The sequence below is a fragment of the Paenibacillus sp. FSL L8-0340 genome, from assembly GCF_038593145.1.
Taxonomy (GTDB): Bacteria; Bacillota; Bacilli; order Paenibacillales; family Paenibacillaceae; genus Paenibacillus_AQ.
Window position 1 is genome coordinate 3,432,347 of the sequence record NZ_CP151967.1, and the last position, 21,731, is coordinate 3,454,077.

The 21,731-nt window shown below is 48.4% G+C and carries 20 protein-coding genes and 1 pseudogene; 18 read left to right on the top strand and 3 right to left on the bottom strand.

Features of this window, described 5'->3' with window-relative positions:
* Positions 1–14: 14 nt before the first annotated feature.
* The 8 genes from NST07_RS15475 to NST07_RS15510 all read left to right on the top strand — a co-directional run bounded on the left by NST07_RS15475 (position 15) and on the right by NST07_RS15510 (position 7,602).
* Positions 15–1,175, top strand: a complete 1,161-nt coding sequence (locus NST07_RS15475) for a sensor histidine kinase (RefSeq protein WP_341092861.1) — start codon at positions 15–17, stop codon at positions 1,173–1,175.
* Complete coding sequence (locus NST07_RS15480; protein WP_342481843.1) at positions 1,175–1,831, top strand: response regulator transcription factor; 657 nt, start codon at positions 1,175–1,177, stop codon at positions 1,829–1,831. The genes NST07_RS15475 and NST07_RS15480 overlap by 1 nt, the downstream gene beginning before the upstream one ends.
* A 116-nt stretch (positions 1,832–1,947) precedes the next feature.
* Entirely contained in the window at positions 1,948–2,517 is a 570-nt protein-coding gene (locus tag NST07_RS15485) for a TetR/AcrR family transcriptional regulator (RefSeq protein WP_341092863.1), read from the top strand.
* Positions 2,518–2,578: 61 nt separating this feature from the next.
* Positions 2,579–4,033, top strand: coding sequence for a DHA2 family efflux MFS transporter permease subunit (locus tag NST07_RS15490; protein WP_341380367.1), 1,455 nt, complete (start codon positions 2,579–2,581; stop codon positions 4,031–4,033).
* A gap of 164 nt (positions 4,034–4,197) precedes the next feature.
* Positions 4,198–4,530, top strand: coding sequence for a PadR family transcriptional regulator (locus NST07_RS15495; protein WP_341092864.1), 333 nt, complete (start codon positions 4,198–4,200; stop codon positions 4,528–4,530).
* Complete coding sequence (locus NST07_RS15500) at positions 4,530–5,867, top strand: FtsW/RodA/SpoVE family cell cycle protein (RefSeq protein WP_342481844.1); 1,338 nt, start codon at positions 4,530–4,532, stop codon at positions 5,865–5,867. The genes NST07_RS15495 and NST07_RS15500 overlap by 1 nt, the downstream gene beginning before the upstream one ends.
* Positions 5,864–6,805, top strand: a complete 942-nt coding sequence (locus tag NST07_RS15505; RefSeq protein ID WP_341092868.1) for a hypothetical protein — start codon at positions 5,864–5,866, stop codon at positions 6,803–6,805. Before NST07_RS15500 ends, NST07_RS15505 begins: the two co-directional genes overlap by 4 nt.
* Before the next feature lie 26 nt (positions 6,806–6,831).
* A complete protein-coding gene (locus tag NST07_RS15510) occupies positions 6,832–7,602 on the top strand; it encodes a M15 family metallopeptidase (RefSeq protein ID WP_341092869.1) in 771 nt (256 codons plus the stop codon).
* Positions 7,603–7,640: 38 nt separating this feature from the next.
* On the opposite strand, the gene NST07_RS15515 is transcribed toward NST07_RS15510, so the two are convergent.
* Entirely contained in the window at positions 7,641–8,543 is a 903-nt protein-coding gene (locus NST07_RS15515; RefSeq protein ID WP_341092871.1) for a DMT family transporter, read from the bottom strand.
* Between the two features lie 126 nt (positions 8,544–8,669).
* Between NST07_RS15515 and NST07_RS15520 the strand changes: the two genes are divergently transcribed.
* The 3 genes from NST07_RS15520 (at position 8,670) to NST07_RS15530 (ending at position 11,222) form a co-directional block, all read left to right on the top strand.
* Positions 8,670–9,548: a LysR family transcriptional regulator gene (locus NST07_RS15520; RefSeq protein ID WP_341092872.1), complete on the top strand. Its 879-nt coding sequence runs from the start codon at positions 8,670–8,672 to the stop codon at positions 9,546–9,548.
* Positions 9,549–9,681: 133 nt separating this feature from the next.
* Positions 9,682–10,044: a hypothetical protein gene (locus NST07_RS15525; protein ID WP_342481845.1), complete on the top strand. Its 363-nt coding sequence runs from the start codon at positions 9,682–9,684 to the stop codon at positions 10,042–10,044.
* Between the two features lie 17 nt (positions 10,045–10,061).
* Complete coding sequence (locus NST07_RS15530; protein ID WP_341092875.1) at positions 10,062–11,222, top strand: Gfo/Idh/MocA family oxidoreductase; 1,161 nt, start codon at positions 10,062–10,064, stop codon at positions 11,220–11,222.
* Positions 11,223–11,258: 36 nt separating this feature from the next.
* Here the strand turns inward: NST07_RS15530 and NST07_RS15535 are convergent, their stop codons facing one another.
* Entirely contained in the window at positions 11,259–12,146 is an 888-nt protein-coding gene (locus tag NST07_RS15535; RefSeq protein ID WP_341092876.1) for an AraC family transcriptional regulator, read from the bottom strand.
* A gap of 125 nt (positions 12,147–12,271) precedes the next feature.
* Here NST07_RS15535 and NST07_RS15540 point away from each other — a divergent pair, with 125 nt between their 5' ends.
* A complete protein-coding gene (locus tag NST07_RS15540; protein ID WP_342481846.1) occupies positions 12,272–13,159 on the top strand; it encodes a sugar phosphate isomerase/epimerase in 888 nt (295 codons plus the stop codon).
* 22 nt (positions 13,160–13,181) lie between these two features.
* Complete coding sequence (locus NST07_RS15545) at positions 13,182–14,228, top strand: Gfo/Idh/MocA family oxidoreductase (RefSeq protein ID WP_341092878.1); 1,047 nt, start codon at positions 13,182–13,184, stop codon at positions 14,226–14,228.
* 150 nt (positions 14,229–14,378) lie between these two features.
* On the opposite strand, the gene NST07_RS15550 is transcribed toward NST07_RS15545, so the two are convergent.
* Positions 14,379–14,585, bottom strand: a complete 207-nt coding sequence (locus tag NST07_RS15550; protein WP_341092879.1) for a DUF1657 domain-containing protein — start codon at positions 14,583–14,585, stop codon at positions 14,379–14,381.
* Positions 14,586–14,792: 207 nt separating this feature from the next.
* On the opposite strand from NST07_RS15550, the gene NST07_RS15555 reads away from it, so the two are divergent.
* From NST07_RS15555 to NST07_RS15575, 5 genes and pseudogenes are all read left to right on the top strand, one after another.
* On the top strand, positions 14,793–15,653 hold the full coding sequence (locus NST07_RS15555) for a DUF421 domain-containing protein (RefSeq protein WP_341092880.1): 861 nt from the start codon (positions 14,793–14,795) through the stop codon (positions 15,651–15,653).
* 1,047 nt (positions 15,654–16,700) lie between these two features.
* Positions 16,701–17,873 (top strand): annotated as a pseudogene (locus tag NST07_RS15560) (right-handed parallel beta-helix repeat-containing protein); the annotation flags it as partial.
* 122 nt (positions 17,874–17,995) lie between these two features.
* Positions 17,996–18,979: an aldo/keto reductase gene (locus NST07_RS15565; RefSeq protein WP_341092881.1), complete on the top strand. Its 984-nt coding sequence runs from the start codon at positions 17,996–17,998 to the stop codon at positions 18,977–18,979.
* Between the two features lie 145 nt (positions 18,980–19,124).
* The gene (locus NST07_RS15570) at positions 19,125–20,573 is read left to right on the top strand and encodes a spore germination protein (protein ID WP_341092883.1); all 1,449 of its coding nucleotides are present in this window, start codon (positions 19,125–19,127) and stop codon (positions 20,571–20,573) included.
* A complete protein-coding gene (locus NST07_RS15575; protein ID WP_341092884.1) occupies positions 20,570–21,730 on the top strand; it encodes a Ger(x)C family spore germination protein in 1,161 nt (386 codons plus the stop codon). The genes NST07_RS15570 and NST07_RS15575 overlap by 4 nt, the downstream gene beginning before the upstream one ends.
* The last annotated feature ends 1 nt before the right edge of the window (position 21,731 follow it).

A 21,731-nucleotide genomic window follows, 5' to 3' on the forward strand; every position in this document is an offset into this window, starting at 1 on the left:
GGATGTGTGGTTTCATGAATATTTCAACAGTTCATACCCTAAGCAATACGAAAGTATCGAGATTATTTTTCTATGGACTGGCATGCTCTTACGTGGTCCTGCTATTGCTTTACTTTGTTTTATCTCTATATAAAGGCTTTGCGGTGGTTACGATCCTGATCGCGCTTTATTTCTTAAGACACTCGAAACGAGTGTTAAATCATCCCGAGTATCATCCCATTGTAGCCATATCCCCGATTGTCGAAATCGTTCTCCTCTTTCTTCTATTCCTGGGAAGCAGAACAGAAATCGAGAGTATCGTATTTGTTCTCTTTATTGCGGATCTTCTCTTGAACTACAAGTCGTGGTACGCTTTTCCGTTTGCCTATGGCGGATATTTAGCCTACATTTTTTTGTGGTCACCAGGCGGAGAAGATTTATGGCGGAATATGTTCCATATATTGAGCTATTCGTTTTTGGTAATACCAATCTGGAGCACCAAGCTGCTGCTCAATCAAAGGGATATGAACCTTCGATTAAACGAATCGTTGATCCAGGAAGCTAAAACGAGAGAAGAGGTGGCCGCATTAAAAGAGAGAACGAGGATTGCGGAAGAGGTTCATGATACGGTGGGACACACGTTAACTACAGCGATCGTCGCCCTTGAGGGAGCCCAACTGCTCTTCGATAGAAAACCGGAGGAATCTCTTCGGAAGATCCTCATCGCACGCGAGCAGCTGAAGCAAGGGCTCGGTAATATCCGTCAGGTTGTCAAAACATTAAAAGCAAAGGAAGGGACTATTGGCGACTTGGGGCTTAAGGAAGGAATACAGAAGATCATGACCGATACGGAGAAGCAGACGGGCGTTCAATTTATTTTGCATTACGAGGAGGTCACCCATCTAATCTCTATTCAGAAGTATGTTATGATCAACTTCATAAAGGAATCGATCACCAATGCGCTAAAACATGGCAAAGCAAGTGCAATGGAGATCTCTGTCCTTGAGCAGCAAGATACGATTCATATTAGGGTAAAGGACAATGGAATCGGCAGCGATTCATTCATATATGGGTTTGGTCTGAAAACGATGGAAGAAAGAATTGAGGCCATTGGAGGTCAATTAACTGTGCAAAGTGAGCCTATGAAGGGATTTGCACTCCATGTCCGGATGCCTGTTGCAAGGGGGGACGGTTAATGGATTGCGATCGCAAAATCAGCGTCATGCTTGTGGATGATCATAAAATTATGCTTGAAGGTCTGGAAACTTTGCTTTCGATAAGATCGGAGATAGAGATCGTTGGGACGGCTCAAACCGGCGAAGAAGCGCTTGAACGGCTTCACTCGGTTGTTCCGGATGTCATCCTGATGGACATCCGTATGCCGGGTATGGGAGGCGTAAAGGCAACCGAAGCCATTAAGGAGCTTCACCCGCATGTGATCATACTCATCTTAACGACCTTCGACGATGATGAGTATATTATAGAGGCTTTATGCAACGGAGCTTCCGGTTATTTGCTTAAAGACATTGATGGAGAAAAGCTTGTTCAATCCATCGATGAAGCGCTTTCCGGAAATGTGCTGCTTACTGGTAAAGTGGCAAAAAAGCTTGCTCTCACGATCCGCAATAAGAACAGGGGGTTTGAAAAAGCAGGTAAGGAACTTGAGCTAACGCAAAAAGAACTTGACCTTGCAAGGCTGCTTATTGAAGGGTATAACTCAAAGGAAATTGCCGGAAAATTATTTTTGACTCAAGGAACGGTAAAGAACTATTTAAGTGACATTTATTCCAAGATCGGTACCAATGACCGGGCTAAAGCAGTCTTGTTATTAAAAAGATATTTATCAACATGAGAGAGTGGAGGCACCGTAAAGTTTAATTTTAAAATAATTTCGCGTTGACATTTAGGCCTCTTCCGTGGTTTTATTATGTAGACCGATTGTTATAAAAGTAAAAGGAAGTGTAGAGCTTGTCGAACAAGCACAATGCACGAGAGGCGATTGTGAACACCGCTTCAAGGTTGTTTTTCACCCAAGGCTATCATGCCACCGGGCTAAGTCAGATCATTAAAGACAGCGAATCGCCGAAGGGATCGCTATATTATTATTTTCCCCATGGCAAAGAGGAGCTGGCCTTGACCTGCATTAACCGGACCAGTGAGATCGTTGCTAAGCAGCTGCGTCATTATGTGGAGAATGGCAAAAGTGCGGCAATCGCGATTCAAGATTTTATTCTGGAAATGGCTGCTGCTGCTGAGAGCTCAACCTTTAAAGGTGTTGTTCCGTTCAGCTTCTGGCTATCTGTAGAAACCTCCTGCGTCAGCGAGGAGCTGCGGACGGCATGCCAAGCCGTATTTAACGACTGGCAGGACGTCGTCATGCAACGGCTGCTTGCTGAGGGTAAAGATCAACAAATGGCAGCCGATAAAGCTTCCGTTGTGATCTCATTGTTTGAAGGTGCACTGCACCAGACGTTGACACACCGCAATACACAGCCGCTGCTTGCTGCTGCTAGAGCTATACCAGCCATACTGGATTGACAAGAAAGCATATAGAGAGAAAACTATACATTTTCAGGAGGATACAAGAGTGGAAGCAACGATGCAAGGAAAGAAGCAAACCCCAGAAAGAAAGTTCAAGACAATTCCGATCCTCGTGTCCTTATTGCTCGCCGGATTTATCGGCATGTTCAGTGAGACTGCGTTGAACGTGGCGTTGACGGATTTAATGCAGGTTCTGAATATCACACCTACAACGGCCCAATGGCTGACAACAGCTTACTTGCTGACACTCGGAATTCTCGTTCCGATTTCAGGCCTGCTGCTGCAATGGTTCACAACAAGACAGTTGTTTATCGCTGCAGTAAGCTTCTCAATTCTGGGAACCTTCCTGGCTGCCATTTCGCCAAGTTTTGAGTTTCTGCTTACGGCACGCGTCGTTCAAGCGATGGGAACTGCACTGCTCCTGCCGCTGATGTTCAATACGATTCTGCTCATCATCCCTGCCGAGAAAAGAGGGGGCGCGATGGGATTGATAGGACTCGTGATCATGGTTGCTCCAGCAATCGGCCCAACCATTGCCGGACTATTGATTGAGAGCTTAAGCTGGCACTGGATTTTCTGGCTGTCGCTGCCGTTCCTGGTTGCTGCACTGATCTTCGGAATTCTGTTTATGCAGAACGTTTCTGAAGTGACGAAGCCGAAAATTGATGCACTTTCCATTCTGCTGTCTTCGTTAGGTTTTGGAGGCATTGTCTACGGATTCAGCAGTGCCGGTGAAGAAGCGGGCTGGGGAAGCCCGAAAGTTATTATTGCCATCGCTATCGGTGTAGTAGCACTCGTGCTGTTCGCTGTTCGCCAATTAACGATGAAGCAGCCGATGATTAATCTGCGTGCATTCAAATATCCTATGTTTACAGTCGGCGTGCTTATGGTCTTCATCTGTATGATGGTTATCCTTTCATCCATGCTGATTCTTCCGATGTATCTGCAGCAAGGCCAAGGTTATACTGCCTTTAAAGCCGGCCTGCTCCTGCTTCCTGGCGGAATTATTAATGGTCTGATGTCGCCGATCATGGGACGCTTGTTCGATAAATATGGACCTAAGTGGCTCGTGATTCCAGGGTTGGTCCTTGTAGCGGTATCCCTGTGGTTCTTCTCCAGTATCACTCCAACATCCACCGTTGTGTTCGTTATCGTGCTTCATAGTGCGCTGATGATCGGGATTTCGATGATTATGATGCCTGCCCAGACGAACGGGATTAACCAGCTGCCGCTGCAATATTATCCCGATGGAACTGCCATTATGAATACACTTCAGCAGGTAGCCGGTGCAATCGGTACTGCCTTGGCAGTCAGCATCATGACCGCTGGCTCGAAGAGCTTCATGAAGACCGTAACTAATCCAGCCGATCCTATCAATATTGTTCCGGCATTTACACATGGGGTTCAGAACGCCTTTATCTTCGGAATGATTATGGCTATTGTTGGACTGGTTGTCGCCTTCTTCCTGAAACGTGTCATTGTACAGCACAAAGCACAAGGCATGATGCACTAATAAGAACATTTACAGTTTTAGAAGCACATCCGCAGCGCGGGTGTGCTTTTTCCATATGCTGGACGTTATTTGTAAAATAAAGTATAGTATACATAGAATAACGATGTATTGAGAAACGGTGTCAGACTTTGGTCTATTTGAATCCTGAAGGGAGTGTTAACAAAATGAAAGTCAGCAAAGAAATGCTGAAGGGCAGCACAGGGACATTGATACTAACGCTGCTGCTGGACAAGCCGCAGTACGGATATGAACTGATCAGGGAGCTGGAGCAACGTTCGGAAGGTGTGTTTTCTTTAAAAGAAGGCACACTGTATCCCATTCTCCATGCGATGGAAAGTGAGCGCTGGGTAGAGTCTTACTGGGTGGAGGTTGAGGGGCGGAAGCGCAAATATTACCGGATATTGAAGGAAGGCGCGGAGGAGCTGAAGGAGAAACAGTCCGAGTGGCGCTTATTTAAAAAAGCGGTGGATACTGTACTTGGGGAGGGTGGAGCATAGTGGAGTCGAAAAGTGGGCTGGAGCAGTATTTGGACAACGTATGCGGTGAAGTCAAAGCCAAGAAAATGCATGCCGAGATCCGCAGCGAGCTTAGCGGTCATTTGGAGGATCTAATGCTTGAGCAGGAAAGTCTTGGTGCATCCCAAGCAGAAGCAGAAGTTTTGGCGATTGCGCAAATGGGTGATCCAAAAGCTGTGGGAAAGGATCTTCATCATATTCATAAACCAAAAACTCCATGGGGTTTGCTGGGAGCTTTGCTGTTGTTCTCTGTGATTGGATTGCTGGGGATGAGCTCATTGGAAGCAAGCTTTATGAACAACCCGAGAGTTCCTGCAAGCTTTCTGCCGAAGCAATTTAGCTTTATGTTGATCGGGATTGCTTTAATGACTGCCTGCTATTTCATCAATTTCCGCAGGCTTCAAAAGCTGTCCTGGCTGCTGTACATCTTTTCAATAGCAGGGATAATCGCAAGTTTGAAATGGGGCCTCTATGTGAACGGGAGCCGGACTTATTTTTTGGTTTTTGGGGGAATCGTGCTCAACCTGGTCTCCTATAGTCCATATATTGTGCTGGTTGCGCTGGCAGGCATCTTCTCAAAATTTAAAGCGGATGGCAAGCTGGGAACTAAGCGGAATTTGCTCCCGGAGTTAGTTGTTCTCCTTGGACCGGCGGCGGCCTACATCATTGCTGGCCCCATACCAGTGTTGTTGCTGTATTTGGCCTGTTCTCTGATATTGTATACTTGGCTTTCCGGGGCCTGGTTGCGTTCGACGTTGATCGGTGGTTTTTTTCTAGCGGCGGGCCTCCGGTATGCGTGGAATAATCAACAGATGAGAGACCGGATTCTGGGTGCAATCAATTACAATATCAATCCGGAGTCCAGTGGTTTTGTCTATCAGACCCTGAATGAGGTAATTGCATCAGCAGGCTGGAGCGGACATGGCTTCGGTGCTGAATTCGAGAGGCTGTCCTATGCATATTCAGATATGCTTCCTGCTTATCTGGTATACTGCTTCGGCTGGGGCGGCGGGCTGGTGCTGCTGGGTATAACTCTTTGGTTTTTAATCAAGCTCTTCTCTTCAATTCAGGCAGTGAAAGATGATTATGGCAAGAGTGTTATTATTGCTCTATCACTCATACTTGCTATGGGACTGTTCTACGGTCTGCTGGTGCTAAGCGGCAAAATAATTCTGACCAGCATTCCATTTCCGTTCATGAGCTATGGCGGCCATGTTCTCATTGAATATGCGGCGCTTGGACTGCTTATGGGCATCTACCGGCGCAAGGATATCACTCCTGCTGAACATGAATCACGTACTATACGGGGGGCATTATGACACAGAAGAGCCAATTCGGTTCACATTGGAATAGAAAGATCCTGCTCAGCTTATCCATTCTTCTGGGTGCGGCGGCAGGATACTCAGCATTCGTAGCTCAGCCTGCTTACGCCGCTGGTACACAGCAATCCGCAGCCGTTTACAAACAATTCCAGACGTATGTACAGCAGTCTTCCACACTCGCTAAGGCGCGCAGCTATCTCATCAATCATATTGACGAAGCCGGGCTTTGGTATGCTACCCAAATGACTTTGCAGTTAGAAAATGCGCAGAAAGCAGAATTGCCAAAATATAGGGGGAAGTTAGAAGCGGAGGCCGTTCGGCAGGCGATTGACGCAGCAGTTCGGAAAAATGGACTTACCTATGCCTCCTTGCTAAACAACATTAAAGATCCCAAGATACGTGCAGTACTAATTGAAGGACGAGATAACGGGTATATAATCAGAACCAGTGAAGGCATGTACTATCCGGCAATGAATTATGAAAGCTATAAGGCATTTAAGCCTTATATAAAGACTGACATAGGAACATATTTAGATATGATGGCAGCAGAATCGAACAGGCCTAGTCTCAAGGAGGCTGCAATCATAATTAGCTGGAATGAGCTTTTGGCGAGGACACTTGTAATGGAAGAATTCGTTAGCAGGTATCCGCTCTCTGACAGGCTTGAAGCGGTCAAACTTGCACTGTGGAGTAAAAAAGTAAATCTGTTCATTGGCTCCGGCAATTCACCTGCGTATGATTATATCGAGGAGGGGGGGCCGGTTATTATTAACTCTGAACTCCGGCAAGCTTATGAAGCTGCAATTCTGACCGGCAGCGGAGACAGCGAACTTCTCAGAACCATAGAGGAGCTGCTTGCACTGCTCGACCGCAATAACAATGAGTTTACTCCTGATGTTCAAAAGTTTATCAATACGTACTTGGACCCGAACTAGGGGAAGGAAGGAGCTCTATCTAAATTATGAAGCAGCATAGGACAGGCAAAAGGCTGACGGTGATCATGCTCTTACTGATCTTGGGGATGACCTCAGGCAACACCGAAAGCTCTGCAACAGCGGCAGGTGAACCCGGACAGAAGGCAGGCGCATCAGCACAGCAAGTTAGCACCCAGAAGAAGAAGAACCTGCCCAATGGTTTTGTTTATCTGGATGAGATCATTCCAACCGCACAATATGAAATTCGTTATTATAGCTGTAATAATTTTACCGGTACACGGATTGACGGGTACAAAGCTCCTCTGGCGATCTTCTCGAAAACGGCGGCGACGGCATTGAAGAAGGTTAGTGACGATTTGGAGCGAAAAGGATACATTCTTAGAATATATGACGCTTACCGCCCGCAAAAAGCAGTTAATCATTTTGTCCGCTGGTCGCAGGATGCCGGAGACATTAAGATGAAGCTGCAGTATTATCCGAAGCTGGACAAACAAAATCTCTTCAAGCTTGGTTTTATCGCCAAAAAGTCGGGACATTCCAGAGGCAGCACGGTTGATCTGTCTCTCGCCGACAAAAAAACGGGTGCCCTGGTCGATATGGGCAGCCCGTATGATTTTTTCGGCGAGATCTCCTATTATAATACTTCACTGGTCAGCGCCGAGCAGCATGCCAACCGCAAGCTTTTGAAAGAGGCTATGGTGAAGCATGGGTTTAAGCCGTACAGCAAAGAGTGGTGGCATTTTACGCTGATTAAAGAGCCTTTTCCGAAACAGTACTTTACCTTTAATGTAGAATAACAAGCATGCTACGCAAAGCCTCCATAGCCATGACTGTTTCACAAATCCGCCCTGCGTTTTCCCGGCATTCGGTTCATGCTGGCGTTCAGCGGCATTTTTCCCAGCAGTTCGGAGGCGACGATCCCCAGCAGCACTAGCGCTGCCCCGGTGTAACCTTGCATGGACAGCTGTTCCCCGGCAAACCAGAAGCCGAAAAAGGCAGCAAACACAGGCTCGAGGGAGAAGATCAGGCCGGTACGTGTCGGGGTAGTGTACTTCTGGGCTACCGGCTGTAAGATAAAGCCGCAGGCGCTGCAGAGAATGCCAAGCGCAAGAATGGCAATCCAGCCTGGCATGGAAGACGGCAATGACGGTGTCTCGAAGACAGCAGACAGCACAAGGGCGTACCCACCGGCAAAACCTAACTGCAAAATGCCGATATTCAAGGAGTCGCAGGTTTTTACCGCTTTTCCTGTGACCAGGATCTGTACAGCATAAAATACTGCTGACAGGATGCACAGCAGGTCACCCGGCTGCACATGCAGCGAGGAATTTAAGGTCAGGAGCCCGATCCCCGAAATGGCCAGCACAGCGCCAAAGATCTGCGGGGGAGCGACTCTTTTTTTGAAAACAAGTACATCAATCAGTGGAACAAAAATAACGGTCAAAGCGACCAGAAATCCGGCATTGGAGGTAGTAGTCGTCTTCAGTCCGAAGGTGATGCAGGTGAATACGACCAGCAGCAGGAATCCGAGCAGTGCTCCATATTTCAGGGTTCTAAGGTCTATTCTGCGTAGACGCTTGTGAAACAAAATGGCCGCCAGCACAAAAGCAAGTCCGAAACGCAGTGCAATCAGATTAAATTCCCCCAGTGTATCCAGTCCCATCTTCATGAAGATGTAGGAGGAACCCCAGAACATCGTTACTACAATGAGCATTAGCTCAGCCTTAAGCGGCTTCATCTCGTCATCATCCTTCTTTACGTCAAGTGATTATAGTATAATATGGCTTATTACATAAGGTAACTGAATGTTTATCATAGGAAGCATGAGAAAAATTCATGAAAGTTAAGAAGGGGGACGGAGTCCTTGAGCATCACTAAATATGAGGTGTTTCTGAAGGTTGTGGAGCTGGGCAGCCTGACTAAAGCTGCTGATGTTCTGGGCTTTACCCAGTCCGGGATCAGTCATACCATCAGCAGTCTAGAGATGGAATTCGGCTTTTCGCTGCTGGTAAGAAACCGCTCAGGGGTCAAATTAACAGTCAACGGTGAGCAGGTAGTGCAGCCTATCCGTGAAATTCTGAAATGGAATGAGCAGTTGAAGCAGCAGGTTGCCGACATTCACGGGCTGGAAACGGGGACGATTACGATTGGCACGTTTACCAGTGTGTCTGTGCATTGGCTGCCGGGGATGATTAAAGAGTTCCGCAAGGAATACCCATATATTGAATTCAAGCTGATGGAGGGCGGCTATCTGGAGATTGAGCAGTGGATTGAGGCTGGAGTCGTCGACTGCGGTTTTATTTCACTCCCCACCCGGGATAAATTTGAGGTGTTTCCCCTGAAACAGGACCGGATGCTGGCCATTCTCTCCCAAGAACATCCCTTGAGCAAAGCACCATATATGCCGCTTGCGCAAATGGCCTATGAGGATTTCATTATCCAGAAGGCCGGATCGGATTATGATGCCAGACGTGTATTTGAGCGGGCGGGAATCCAGCCGAATATCAAATTCACGGCCGGAGATGATTATGCCATCATTGCAATGGTGGAAAATGGTCTCGGCATCAGTGTTCTCCCTGAAATGGTCATCTCGCGCCAGAATCATAATGTAGCTATGCTGGAGCTGGAGGAGCGCAGTTTTCGTTCGCTTGGTATTGCCGTTCATTCTATGAAGTATGCATCACCGGCAACCCGGCGTTTTTTGAAGCATGTACAGGTTTGGCTGAAAGATTATCCGGAGTAACTCAATTGGCTGGAGGTTGAAATGGAAGCAAACTTTGATAGACTGCGCACGCAAGCAATGAACATTGTCGCAATTCCCCAGCATTACCGTTTGGTGATGGAAGACAGCACGCCAACGCGGGATGCTCCAACCGTTGGATGAGCACAGGCTTGCCCCGCTTCTAACACCCGAGGTAGCCTTAGAAATCTATAAGCGTTATATGGATGTCAAGCTTAAATGGATTAAGGATTCTAATGCGGAGCGGCCGGTATACCGGCTGATTTACGAACTTGTTACTATTTCACGGTCTGAGCCTTCTTCTGGATTCGTCAACCGTAAATTGAGATACATTGATGCCCGAAGCGGCGAACTGATTTGGGGGAAGTATTTAAAGGGCGAAAGGAATTTCAGGTTGACGAATGTGAAACGGCATGAAAGAATGTACGCGTGTACATTAAGCGGTTACAAAGTCATTTGCCACGGAATTCGTCGTTCGTGCTTCATCAAAGAAAAGTGAACCTAAGGAGGAATAAGATGAAACAGCTTCGCATCGGAATGATTGGCTACAAGTTTATGGGCAAAGCCCACAGCAACGCCTACCGCAGCCTTCCCATGTTTTTTCCGCAGACACTGAGACCTGAGATGTCTATGATATGCGGGAGGAATACCGCTGCGGTGCAAGAAGCAGCTTTACAGCTCGGCTGGTCTGATAGTGTGACCGACTGGAAAGAGCTCATCTCCCGCGAGGATATTGATCTCATTGATATCAACGCGCCCAGCAATGCCCATAAGGAAATTGCTCTGGCGGCAGCCAAAGCAGGCAAGCATATTTTCTGCGAAAAGCCGCTGGCGCTGAATCTTGCGGATTCCCGTGAAATGCTGGAGGCTGCGACGGATGCGGGCATCATTCATATGGTGGGCTTCAATTACCGGTTCTCACCGGCAGTCAGGCTGGCGAAGCGGCTGATAGAGAGCGGAAGACTCGGGAAGATCTATCATTTCCGTGCCTGGTTTCTGCAGGACTGGATTATAGATCCGGATTTCCCGCTGGTGTGGAGATTGCAGAAGGAGATTGCCGGTTCCGGCTCGCATGGCGATCTTGGAGCACACTTAATTGATCTTGCCCATTTCCTGGTCGGCGATATGCAGGAAGTAATCGGAATGAGCGAGACCTTTATCAAAGAGCGTCCGCTAGCCGCTGAGATGACCGGCCTAAGTGCGAAGGCAAGCAAAGATGCCCCCAAAGGAGAAGTGACCGTTGACGATGCGACACTGTTTCTGGCCCGGTTTGTAAGTGGTGCTTTGGGCAGCTTTGAAGCTACCCGTTTTGCTGCGGGTCACCGCTCGACCAATTCCTTTGAGATTAACGGCAGTCTGGGCAGCGTGAAATTCGATTTCGAACGGATGAATGAGCTGGAGGTGTACTTAACCTCGGACGACGAGGATGTACAGGGCTTCCGGCGTGTGCTTGCCACCGATCCGGCCCATGATTATGCCGAAGCCTGGTGGCCGCCGGGCCATACCATCGGGTTCGAGCATACGTTTATCCACGAGATGCTGGAGCTCTCCACCGCCATTGCGGAAGGACGCCAGCCGGAGCCAAACTTCCATGACGGAGTAAAATGTCAGGCTGTTCTGGAAGCTGTTGAACGTTCTATTGAACAGAGACGCTGGGTGGAAATATCCGAAATGTAATTATCAATAAAACATCATTATAGATGTAGGAGAGAACTATTTGCGCGCCCCGGAAGGAGTAATCCCTTTGTATTGCTTGTAGAGCTTGGTGAAATAATTGGGGTTGTCGCAGCCCACTCTCCCGGCAATTTCTGTCACACTCAAATCCGAATCCAGCAGCAGACGTTCAGCTTCATGGATCCGGCTTAAGTTCACATAGTCGATAAAGGTGCGTCCGGTCAGCTTTTTGAAGGTTTTGCAGAAGTGATAAGGATTCAGATTGACAAACTTTGCAGCCCATTCAATCGAGATCTTCTCATCAAAATGAGCTTCCAGATACTCCAGCAGCGGTTTAAATCGTTCGCGGTTAATGGAATGGCGCTCGCTCTGATGCCTTTCTGACAATTGCTGCGGCGGAAAGCTGCGCGACAGCAGGGTAAAGAACAAATGCAATTGGTTCTTCACGACCAGTTGAAAAGCAGGGCCTTTACTGCGCACCTCGGCAATGATGGCTTGCAGCAGGGGATAATAACAGAAGCAAGCCGGGTTCAGATCGGCGGGTTTGACCGGAAACTGAAAACGGTTATTCAAATAGGGTGCTACGAATTGCTCATGCTGGGAGTCCTGGTTTCTGTCTTTGAACAGTGAAGCATGGAACACGATGGATACGTAAGAAATATCTCCGCTGTATAAACTGTAACCGACATGCAAACCGCCTGAAGGAACAATAATCACATCACCCGGCCCGGCTTCATAAGGTTTGCTGTCCACATGAAAGATCGCATGGCCTTCCTGCATCACAATGATTTCGAAATGCTCATGCCAATGCAAGAAAAGGATATTCTGTTCCACTTTTGCCTCCCGGCACTCATTAAAAAAAAGGCGGAACGGATAGGTTTTCTCTTCGAGCTGAGGGTATTCCTTAAGCTCCTTTGGATAAGTCATGACTTCTTTCAACTCCCCCAATATTGAGCTATATTAACACAAGATAAGACGAGAATTCTCACCAAATGAGCTATATACTTGATTTGCTGAACTTAATATAAACCAATATTGGAGTGGTACACAAGATGGAAGATACTATGAGAATTGGAACACTGGTTGGTGGGGGAGATGCTGTAAGAGTAATTCCACAAATTATTGGACACGGATTTGAATCCTTCAGTCTTACCTTTTGGCAGACCACCGGAGAGACGAATCTGACAGAAACCGCGGCGCGTGTGCGGGAACTGGCTGCTGAGCATGATTTTGTCATCTCCTCAGTCGGCATATTCGGCAACCCGCTAACCGGTTCCGGCGATAATGCGGATACCCTGGCCAGCTGGGAACGTTTGATTGATCATGCCCATCTCTTCGGCACCGGTATGGTATCCGGGTTCACAGGACGTCTGACAGGGCAGTCAATAGATGAATCAATACCTAAATTCACGCAGGTCTTCGGGGAACTTTCCAAGAGAGCGGCTGACCGGGGGGTTCGAATAGCATTTGAGAACTGCTCGATGGGCGGCAATTGGGACTCCGGAGACTGGAATATTGCGCATAATCCTACAGCCTGGGAAAAGATGTTCAACGCGGTTCCGGCAGATAACCTCGGTTTGGAGTGGGAGCCCTGCCACCAGATGGTCGCCCTGATTGATCCGCTCCCGCAGCTGCGCAAGTGGACGGATAAAATATTCCATGTCCATGGGAAGGATGCTACAATCGCCTGGGACATTGTCAAGGAATACGGCATTCATGGTCCGAAGCCTTATGTATGGCACCGGACCCCGGGTTTTGGAGACACGAACTGGGCTGATGTGATCACGATATTGCGCCAAGCCGGTTACAAAGGTACCATCGACATTGAAGGCTGGCATGACCCGGTATATCGTGATGAGCTGGAGATGACCGGACAAGTTCATGCTCTGAACTATTTGAAACACTGCCGCGGCGGTAGCTTTGTACCCAATCCGGTCTAATACAGAAAGCAGGGAACTACCAATGAGAGCAAAATACCGTGTAGCGATTGCCGGTTGCGGAGGAATGGCCAATGAATGGATCAGCTATGCGTTGAAACGCCCGGAGGTCGAAATCGTTGCCCTAGTAGATATCCAGCTGGAGTCGGCACAGGCTATGGCCGGGAAATATGGGCTTTCCACTCCGGCCTTTACGGAGATACGGCAGGCCATTATAGAAACGGGTGCCAACCTTGTGTTTGACGTCACAGTTCCGTCCAGTCATTATTCTATCGCAAGTACATCACTTGAACTGGAATGTGACGTGTTCAGCGAGAAGCCCTTGGCTGAAACGATAGAGGAGTGTAATGAGATTGTCGCGTTGTCGGAACGTACCGGACGAACACATGCTGTCATGCAGAACCGCAGGTACGATCCGCGCATCCGCTCGCTGCGCGGGCTAATCGAAGCAGGTACGGTCGGCCGGACGGGTTATATCGGAGCGAGTTTCTTTCTCGCACCCCATTTCGGCGGTTTCCGCGAGGTGATGAGCAGTCCGCTCCTGCTGGACATGGCCATCCACACCTTCGATCAGGCCCGTTTCATCAGCGGAGCTGATCCGGTTACAGTGTACTGCCAGGAATTTAATCCACCCGGCTCCTGGTATGAAGGCCAAGCCGCCGCTATTTGCATCTTCGAAATGTCGGATGGCTCTGTATTTTGCTACCAAGGGTCCTGGTGTGCGGAAGGTGCACCCACCTCTTGGGAAGCGTCGTGGCGGATTCAGGGGGAGAAAGGGGTTATTCTCTGGGATGGTGCAGGCATGCCATATGCTGAAGTAATCGCAGGTGGTGACCAGTCCGGCAAGTTCATCCGTGACTATGAGCAGGTTGAAGCACAGGCCGTTTCGATGGATGAGACCTTCCATCATGGCTGTCTGGAAGAGATGTTCCTTTCGCTCTCCGAGCAGCGTCCTGCTGAAACAGACTGCAGGGATAACCGCTACAGCATGGCGATGGTATTCGGCGCCCTTGAGAGTGCCAAGACCGGCCGCAAGCTTGAAATTGCTGAGGTCATGAACCGTTCTGCGTAGCAAATGCAGCTTGGGTAGAAGCAGGTGGCAAAGTTGTGCGAACCTGAACACGCCTGTTGTCGCACAAGTGTTCACGTAAATAAAGCAGCCGTATCCGCAGACATGTCTGCAAATACGGCTGCTTTTTGTTTATTGAGTAAAGATTACATCCTAGAAGCCTTTGTATTGAGGCTCCTCTTGTTCCAATTCGGTTACTCGTCCTTCAACCTGCTGCACAATTTGCTGCGTCTGTTCCGCCGCACTTGTGAACAAAGTTTTAGCCTGCTCGTTTTGAGTCTCCATCGCGAATTGCTCCAGACTCGCTTGCGCGCTTTTCAGCGATGACAGGCAAGTCTTCACTTGTGAAGATACAGTCATTAGATATTGCCTCCTCTTAGGTAGTTAGCAAACTGAACGAGTCATAGTATCCACAGGTTAAGGTGCAGAAATACAGGAAAAAAATAGTAATTTAAAGCATTGGTCTTTTGGATTAAATAAGAAATTATTTCTTGGTTAGGTCTGCGCCTTTTAACAAATAATGAGCGTGTTGACATGCGGTGATTCTAAACTTAGGAGGTAGTAATCATGCCGGAATGGCTTGAGGTGATTTGGCGGACAATTTTCGCGGTGGTTGTGCTCTTCTTTTTGACAAAGCTGCTGGGGAAGAGACAAGTTTCGCAGCTGTCTTTTTTCGAATATATCACTGGAATTACAGTAGGTAGCTTGGCGGCTTACATATCCCTCGATACCGATAAAACATGGCATTTGGGATTAATTGCGCTGATCGTCTGGGTGGCATTCTCCCTTGGTATCGAGTTTCTGCAAATCAAGAGCAAGAAGGCCAGGGATTTCATTGACTTCAAGTCAACTGTGCTAATCAAAGACGGCAAAATTCTGGAAGGAAATATGAAAAAAGAGCGTTTAACAACTGACGAATTGCTGGAGGAGCTGCGGAAGAAGGATGTCTTCAAATTGGCAGATGTTGAATTTGCGATCATGGAATCGGATGGAGCAATTAACGTCCTGCTTACCCGGGAGAATCAGGCGCTGACACCAAAAGATATGGGCATTAAAGTGGCTCCTGAAAAGGAATCACAAGCCGTCATTATGGACGGCAAGATCTTGGATGAACCTTTGGACACGTTGAATCTGTCCCGTGGCTGGCTGCAGGGCCAGCTTGAAAAGCAGGGTTTAACCGCTGAAAATGTATACCTCGGCCAGGTGGATTCCTATGGCGAACTTACCGTGGATCTATATGCGGACAAGGTACAGGTGCCCAAGCCGCAGGATAAACCCCAGCTATACGCACTGCTGAAGAAATGTGAAGCCGATCTGGAACTGTTCAGCCTTTCCACCAACAATAAGGAAGCCAAACAGATGTACGAAGAGTGCTCCGGCAAGCTGCAGACACTGCTGCAAAGTTTGAAACCTTATATCCAAAGCTGAATAGTTTAAGTCCATATAGCCCTACAAGACGAGCAGGCCAACAAAAACGAATGTTTTTTGTTGGCTTTTCATATGCTCAGCAATGTACACCGTGGATGATTATCCCGGTGTTCAATATATCACATAACTGTAATAATCAGGGGTGATGCTATGCCGGGATAGATACTGTGCTGATTTGAAGAAGCGGAAACAGGGATGAATTCGTAAATACCGCAACAGGTACTGAAAGAATATACCCTATTGGAGGTAAATGTTAACGTGAAAATAAAAAAACGATTTGCATTCTCTGCAATGATTGCGCTTTCGGCTATGCTGGTTCTCGCAGGGGTGGGTGGAAGTATTCCATCTGTTCAAGCGGCAAGCATCTTCAGTGATGATTTTGAATCCGGCAATGCCGGCAGCTGGACCCATACGTCAGGCTCATGGACAGTGGTGCAGGAAGGAAGCTCTCATGTCTATTATCAATCGGGCAATACGGAAGGGCGCTCCTCGGCGGGAAACAGTAGCTGGACTGACTACAGCGTGCAGGCAGATGTTAAAATTGACAACTTTAACGGCACAAACCGCACTTATCTCTGCGGCCGTTATACAGATGGCAATAATTATTACGCGGCTTCGCTATCCAACAGCAATGGAGGTACGCTGGAAATCCGAAAGAAGGTCGGCGGCTCCAGCACTACACTTGCCACTAAAACGGACTTTCCTGTCACTGCCGGTACAGTGTACACGGTTAAGCTAGAGCTAAGCGAAAGCACGATCAACTTTTATGTGAATAATGTCTTGCAACTGAATGCACACGATAACAACTTGACTTCCGGCGGTATCGGACTGGTCGCTTATAAAACAGCAGCCAAGTTCGACAATGTAGTTGTTTCTACTATGGATTCCACGACACCAACTCCTTCACCTACCGCAACTGCAACCGTGGCACCGACGGCTACGGCCAGTCCTACTCCAGCACCATCGGCTACTCCGACAGTTGTACCCACAGCAACAGCAACCGTTACACCAACACCAACCGTGGCACCAACAACGGCACCCACTCCGGCAACGGGTTCACTGTATGTCTCACCGAATGGAGCGGCCGGAAATGCCGGAACCATCGGCAGTCCTACGACCCTGGCTTCAGCTATTACCAGAGTAGCCCCGGGAGAGACTATCTATCTGCGCGGGGGAACCTATACTTTTTCCGCTCCAGTGACAATTGAACGGGAGAACAGCGGAAGCACCAGTTTGCGCAAAAATATTGTGGCTTACGGAAACGAAAAACCAGTGCTTGATTTCTTCGCCGAATCCTTTGGGTCTACTGAACGCGGACTGCAGATTTATGGCCATTATTGGAAGGTAAAGGGGCTTGAGATCAAAGGTGCCGGAGATAACGGGATCTTCATTGGCGGCAATTATAATATCATTGAGAATGTAGAAATGCACCATAACCGGGATTCAGGGCTGCAGATTAGCCGCTATTCCTCCTCACTCTCCAATATGAGCGACTGGCCCAGCTATAACCAGATCATCGGAGTATACTCCCACGACAATTTCGACCCGGACAACGGGGAGGATGCTGATGGTTTTGCCGCCAAGCTGACGATTGGACCGGGCAACGTCTTTGACAAGTGTATTGCCGCATGGAATACAGATGACGGCTGGGATTTATATACCAAATCGGAAACAGGCCCGATTGGCGTAGTGACGATCAAGAACAGCATTGCCTACAAAAATGGCCAAACCTCAGATGGAAGCAGCACGGCAAACAGTGACGGCAACGGATTCAAGCTGGGCGGGGAGAAAATTTCTGTGAATCATATTGTGCAGAACAGCATCGCCTTCCAGAATAAAAAACATGGTTTCACCTACAATAGCAATCCGGGCTCCATTCAGCTTACTGGCAATACCTCTTGGAGCAATGGGCAAAGCAATTTTGCTTTTGACACAGGGACACACCAGTTTACCAATAATCTGAGCTTTGCCGGCGGCTCCAGTGACAAAACCAGCGGTACAGATGTTCTCAGCACCAATGTCTGGTGGAAGAGCAATGCCAGCACGAATGCCAAGGGACTGGCCGCGAGCAGTACCGACTTCGCCAGCTTGACTCCTTCAGTCGTCAGAAATGCGGATGGTTCCTTCACACTCGGCAACTTCCTGAAACTGGCCAGCGGCAGTGACCTCATTGGCTCGGGCACACCAAGCGGCACGAATATCGGAGCTACGCTGCAGTAATCTTTATAGCAAGGAGGGTAAACCGGACTGGATGGAAGAGCGTTTTTATTTCTCGGTTAACGGCGCTATACTATAGTGGAATGGCTATTATTACATTTGGTATAGAGAGGAAGTTGTTGATCTTGGAATATGTGAAACTGGGATCTACCGGTCTGGATGTCTCGCGGGTTTGCCTCGGCTGCATGAGTTATGGCATTCCTGAACGCGGGTCGCATGCCTGGACACTGAATGAGCGGGAGTGTCGTCCGTTTATCCAAAAGGCGCTGGAGCTGGGCATTAATTTCTTTGATACTGCCAATGTATATTCGGACGGAACCAGTGAGGAGATACTTGGGCGGGCGCTGAAGGATTTTGCCTCCCGCGATGAAGTGGTCATTGCCACCAAGGTGCACGGCAGAATGCGGCCGGGACCCAATGGCGGCGGGTTGTCACGCAAAGCGATACTTAGTGAAATTGACCACAGTCTTAAGCGGCTGGGAACGGATTATGTGGACTTGTATCAAATCCACCGCTGGGATAACCAGACGCCTATCGAAGAGACGATGGAGGCCCTGCATGATGTTGTGAAGGCGGGGAAAGCCCGTTATATCGGAGCTTCCTCCATGTATGCCTGGCAGTTTCTCAAGGCGCTGTACGTTGCAGAGCAGCATGGCTGGACCCGTTTTGTCAGCATGCAGAATTATGTGAATCTGCTGTACCGTGAGGAGGAACGGGAAATGCTGCCGCTTTGTGAAGCGGAAGGCATCGGCGTGATTCCCTGGAGTCCGTTGGCCCGCGGCCGCCTTACAAGGGACTGGGAAGAATCGAGCCCCCGTTCCGAGCGCGATGAATTCGCCAAGCAGCTTTATTCACAAATGGAAGAGGCGGACCGGATTGTCGCACTTCGGGTGAAGGAAATCGCCGAGGAACGGGCTGTCCCGCGTGCTCAGGTGGCCTTGGCTTGGGTGCTCCAGAAGAAACCTGTGGCCGCTCCGATTGTCGGAGCCACCAAGATGGCGCACCTGGAGGATGCTGCAGCAGCGGTGTCCCTTCGTCTGACCCCGGAAGAAGTCCGCAGACTGGAAGAACCGTATATCCCGCATCCGGTAATCGGGGGATTGAACTGAATCTTTACCCATGATGCATTAACCTTAAGAGCCTGCTGGTGAGCAGGCTCTTTGTGCTGCGAGCGGAAAGGGAATAGATGCATAACTTCATGAACTATTGGAAAACTAAGTATGATTCTCTAAAGATCAGAGGAGGTGAAGCGAGATGACAGCCAGCATACTGGAGAATATAAAAGAGCAGCTTACAGGATGCAGCGATGCCGTATACCAGTCTATTATCGTATATGGTCATACCTGCATGCTGGTCTATATTCCGTCCATTGTAGATACACTGAGCCTGCAGGAGTTTGTGTCATCACCGCTCAAATCCGAAGCGAATTCCGAACCGGATTGGCCGAATTTTCTGGAACGGCTCGACCGGGGATCTGCTTTTGCCATTCCTTATATTAAGGTATTTGACTCCGATCGGGCGGTAGAGCTGATAGTCAGCGGCAATCCGGTCCTCTGTATCGAAGGGCTGCCCTATTTATATTATTTCGAGATTGCCCACTATCAGAAACGTTCCGTATCGGAATCACAGAACGAGCTGGTTGTCATCGGCCCCCAGGAGGCCTTCATCGAAGATATTGACACCAATTTATCGCTGCTGCGCCACAAGATTAAACATGCCGATCTAAAGACCAAACATTTCTCTATCGGCAAATATACAAAAACCGATGTGTATGTGGTGTATATCGAAGGCCTGTATAAGCCTGAGCTTCTGGCTTCAATAGAAGATACGTTACGCAAAATGTCGATCGACGGTGTACTTGGCATCAGTTATTTGGCAGAGCATATGAAACAGGGGAGCTTCTCGCCTTTTCCCGTGTTCCAGTATACAGAACGCCCTGACTCAGTGGCAGCCTCTTTAATGGAAGGGCGGGTGGGACTGCTGCAGGATGGGACTCCATCCGCTCTGCTGACACCGGTAACTTTGTTCTCACTGCTGCAATCCTCCGAGGATTATTACCAAAGCTTTTATGCTGGCAGCTGGATCCGGCTGGTCCGCTTCTTTTTTTCTATTATATCCATGCTGCTGCCTGCGTTGTATGTTGCGATTACAACCTTTCATTCGCAGATCATTCCTTCTGATCTTTTGATAACCATTGCCGCGGCAAGAGAAAACATCCCTTTCTCTGCCTTGACCGAAGCGCTGATCATGGAGCTGACCTTTGAAGCACTTAGAGAAGCAGGAACCCGGATTCCTAAGCCAGTAGGGCAGACGGTATCCATCATTGGCGGTATCGTAATTGGGCAGGCTGCGGTTCAAGCGGGTATTGTTTCTGCACCGATGGTTATTGTCGTTTCCATTACCGGGATTGCTTCTTATATCATTCCCCATTTGGAGCTGGGTTTGACTTTCAGATTACTGCGTTTTGTGCTCCTGATCCTGGGTGGAACGATGGGGTTATTGGGCGTATTTGTGGCTGCTTTTATGATTTACGGCCATTTGGCCAACCTTAAATCCTTTGGAACTCCTTATTTGCAGCCGGTCGCTCCACTTGTATTACAGGATTGGAAGGATACACTGCTTCGTGTTCCAACCCCGTTCATGAATAAGCGCAGCACATCCTTTACAGACAGGAAGAATCAAAGGAGACAGAAGCGGCAATGAAACTTATAAAGCAAGCCGTCATTATCCTAATGCTGCTGAATCTGACTGGCTGCTGGTCTAAGGTGGAGCTCGATGAATTGACTTTTATTTATGGATTATATATTGATGTTGGCAAAGAACCCGGAACAGTTGAGGTATCCATCAGCTCACCTCTACCCAATAGGCTGATGTCAGGTACGCAAGCAGGGAGCGGAACCGGAGACGGCAAAGCCTACACTTTGGTCTCAAAGACCGCGCGTACTATTCAGGATGCGACTATCATGATTCAAAAAGATCTTTCACGCCATTTGGAGATCTCCCATATCAAAATTGTCGTCTTGGGAAAGGAATATGCCCAGCAGGGAATCGGGAAGGTGCTGGAATGGTTCGAAAGAAAACCTGAATTTCCCCTGGACACATATATCATGGCTGCTCCCGGGAAAGCCAAAGATATTTTTAAGTTAACTCCTGTGTTCGAACAGAATCCCGACCAGGTGCTGATGAATATTGCGAATGAGAATATCCTGTTCAGTACAAGCGTTAAGGATTGCCTGTTAGCTGAAGCCTCAGATATGGGGTATGCGATGAATTATCTGTCATTCGGTAAGAAAGAAGAAACAAGCGAGCAAGGGAAAACGGAGTATTGGGCAGGTGTGCAAGGGGTTATGCTGTTCCAGGACGCTAAAATGAAGGGGATTCTGGATGTAAAGCAGAGCAGGGCTTTGGCATGGGGGGCGGGACGTCTGGCCGGAAGATTGGAGCTGCCTGAATATACGATAACCTGGGATGAGGAAGGTAAGGGTTCCGCCAGCGCTATATTCCAAAGCAACTCCGCCTCAAGAACTGTGAAAATGACAAGCGAAGGCCCTGTCTTTCAAATAAAGGTGAAAGGGAGAGCAAGTATTACTTTTCTTGAAGACTCCGAGGGGCGTAGTGCTAATGATCTTAGTCCCTTAATAAAAAGAAAACTGCAGGAGTGGATTGTAAAAGAAATTTCGAATTCGGTCCGGTCTGTTCAAGAGGCACAGGTTGACGTTCTACAGCTTGGAATGGTGGTGGAATGGAAATATCCGAAGGCGTGGAATAAGCTCCGTGAACGCTGGACTGATTATTACGCTAATGCTGAGATTAAGGTAACGGCTGACTTCACAATCGAAGATTTTGGTTCGGAGAGATAAA

Bases quoted from the DNA above. Each gene is read 5' to 3' on its own strand.
- NST07_RS15475 (WP_341092861.1), top strand. From the start codon at position 15: ATGAATATTTCAACAGTTCATACCCTAAGCAATACGAAAGTATCGAGA.
- NST07_RS15480 (WP_342481843.1), top strand. From the start codon at position 1,175: ATGGATTGCGATCGCAAAATCAGCGTCATGCTTGTGGATGATCATAAA.
- NST07_RS15490 (WP_341380367.1), top strand. From the start codon at position 2,579: ATGCAAGGAAAGAAGCAAACCCCAGAAAGAAAGTTCAAGACAATTCCG.
- NST07_RS15495 (WP_341092864.1), top strand. From the start codon at position 4,198: ATGAAAGTCAGCAAAGAAATGCTGAAGGGCAGCACAGGGACATTGATA.
- NST07_RS15505 (WP_341092868.1), top strand. From the start codon at position 5,864: ATGACACAGAAGAGCCAATTCGGTTCACATTGGAATAGAAAGATCCTG.
- NST07_RS15510 (WP_341092869.1), top strand. From the start codon at position 6,832: ATGAAGCAGCATAGGACAGGCAAAAGGCTGACGGTGATCATGCTCTTA.
- NST07_RS15515 (WP_341092871.1), bottom strand. From the start codon at position 8,543: ATGAAGCCGCTTAAGGCTGAGCTAATGCTCATTGTAGTAACGATGTTC.
- NST07_RS15530 (WP_341092875.1), top strand. From the start codon at position 10,062: ATGAAACAGCTTCGCATCGGAATGATTGGCTACAAGTTTATGGGCAAA.
- NST07_RS15535 (WP_341092876.1), bottom strand. From the start codon at position 12,146: ATGACTTATCCAAAGGAGCTTAAGGAATACCCTCAGCTCGAAGAGAAA.
- NST07_RS15540 (WP_342481846.1), top strand. From the start codon at position 12,272: ATGGAAGATACTATGAGAATTGGAACACTGGTTGGTGGGGGAGATGCT.
- NST07_RS15545 (WP_341092878.1), top strand. From the start codon at position 13,182: ATGAGAGCAAAATACCGTGTAGCGATTGCCGGTTGCGGAGGAATGGCC.
- NST07_RS15550 (WP_341092879.1), bottom strand. From the start codon at position 14,585: ATGACTGTATCTTCACAAGTGAAGACTTGCCTGTCATCGCTGAAAAGC.
- NST07_RS15555 (WP_341092880.1), top strand. From the start codon at position 14,793: ATGCCGGAATGGCTTGAGGTGATTTGGCGGACAATTTTCGCGGTGGTT.
- NST07_RS15570 (WP_341092883.1), top strand. From the start codon at position 19,125: ATGACAGCCAGCATACTGGAGAATATAAAAGAGCAGCTTACAGGATGC.
- NST07_RS15575 (WP_341092884.1), top strand. From the start codon at position 20,570: ATGAAACTTATAAAGCAAGCCGTCATTATCCTAATGCTGCTGAATCTG.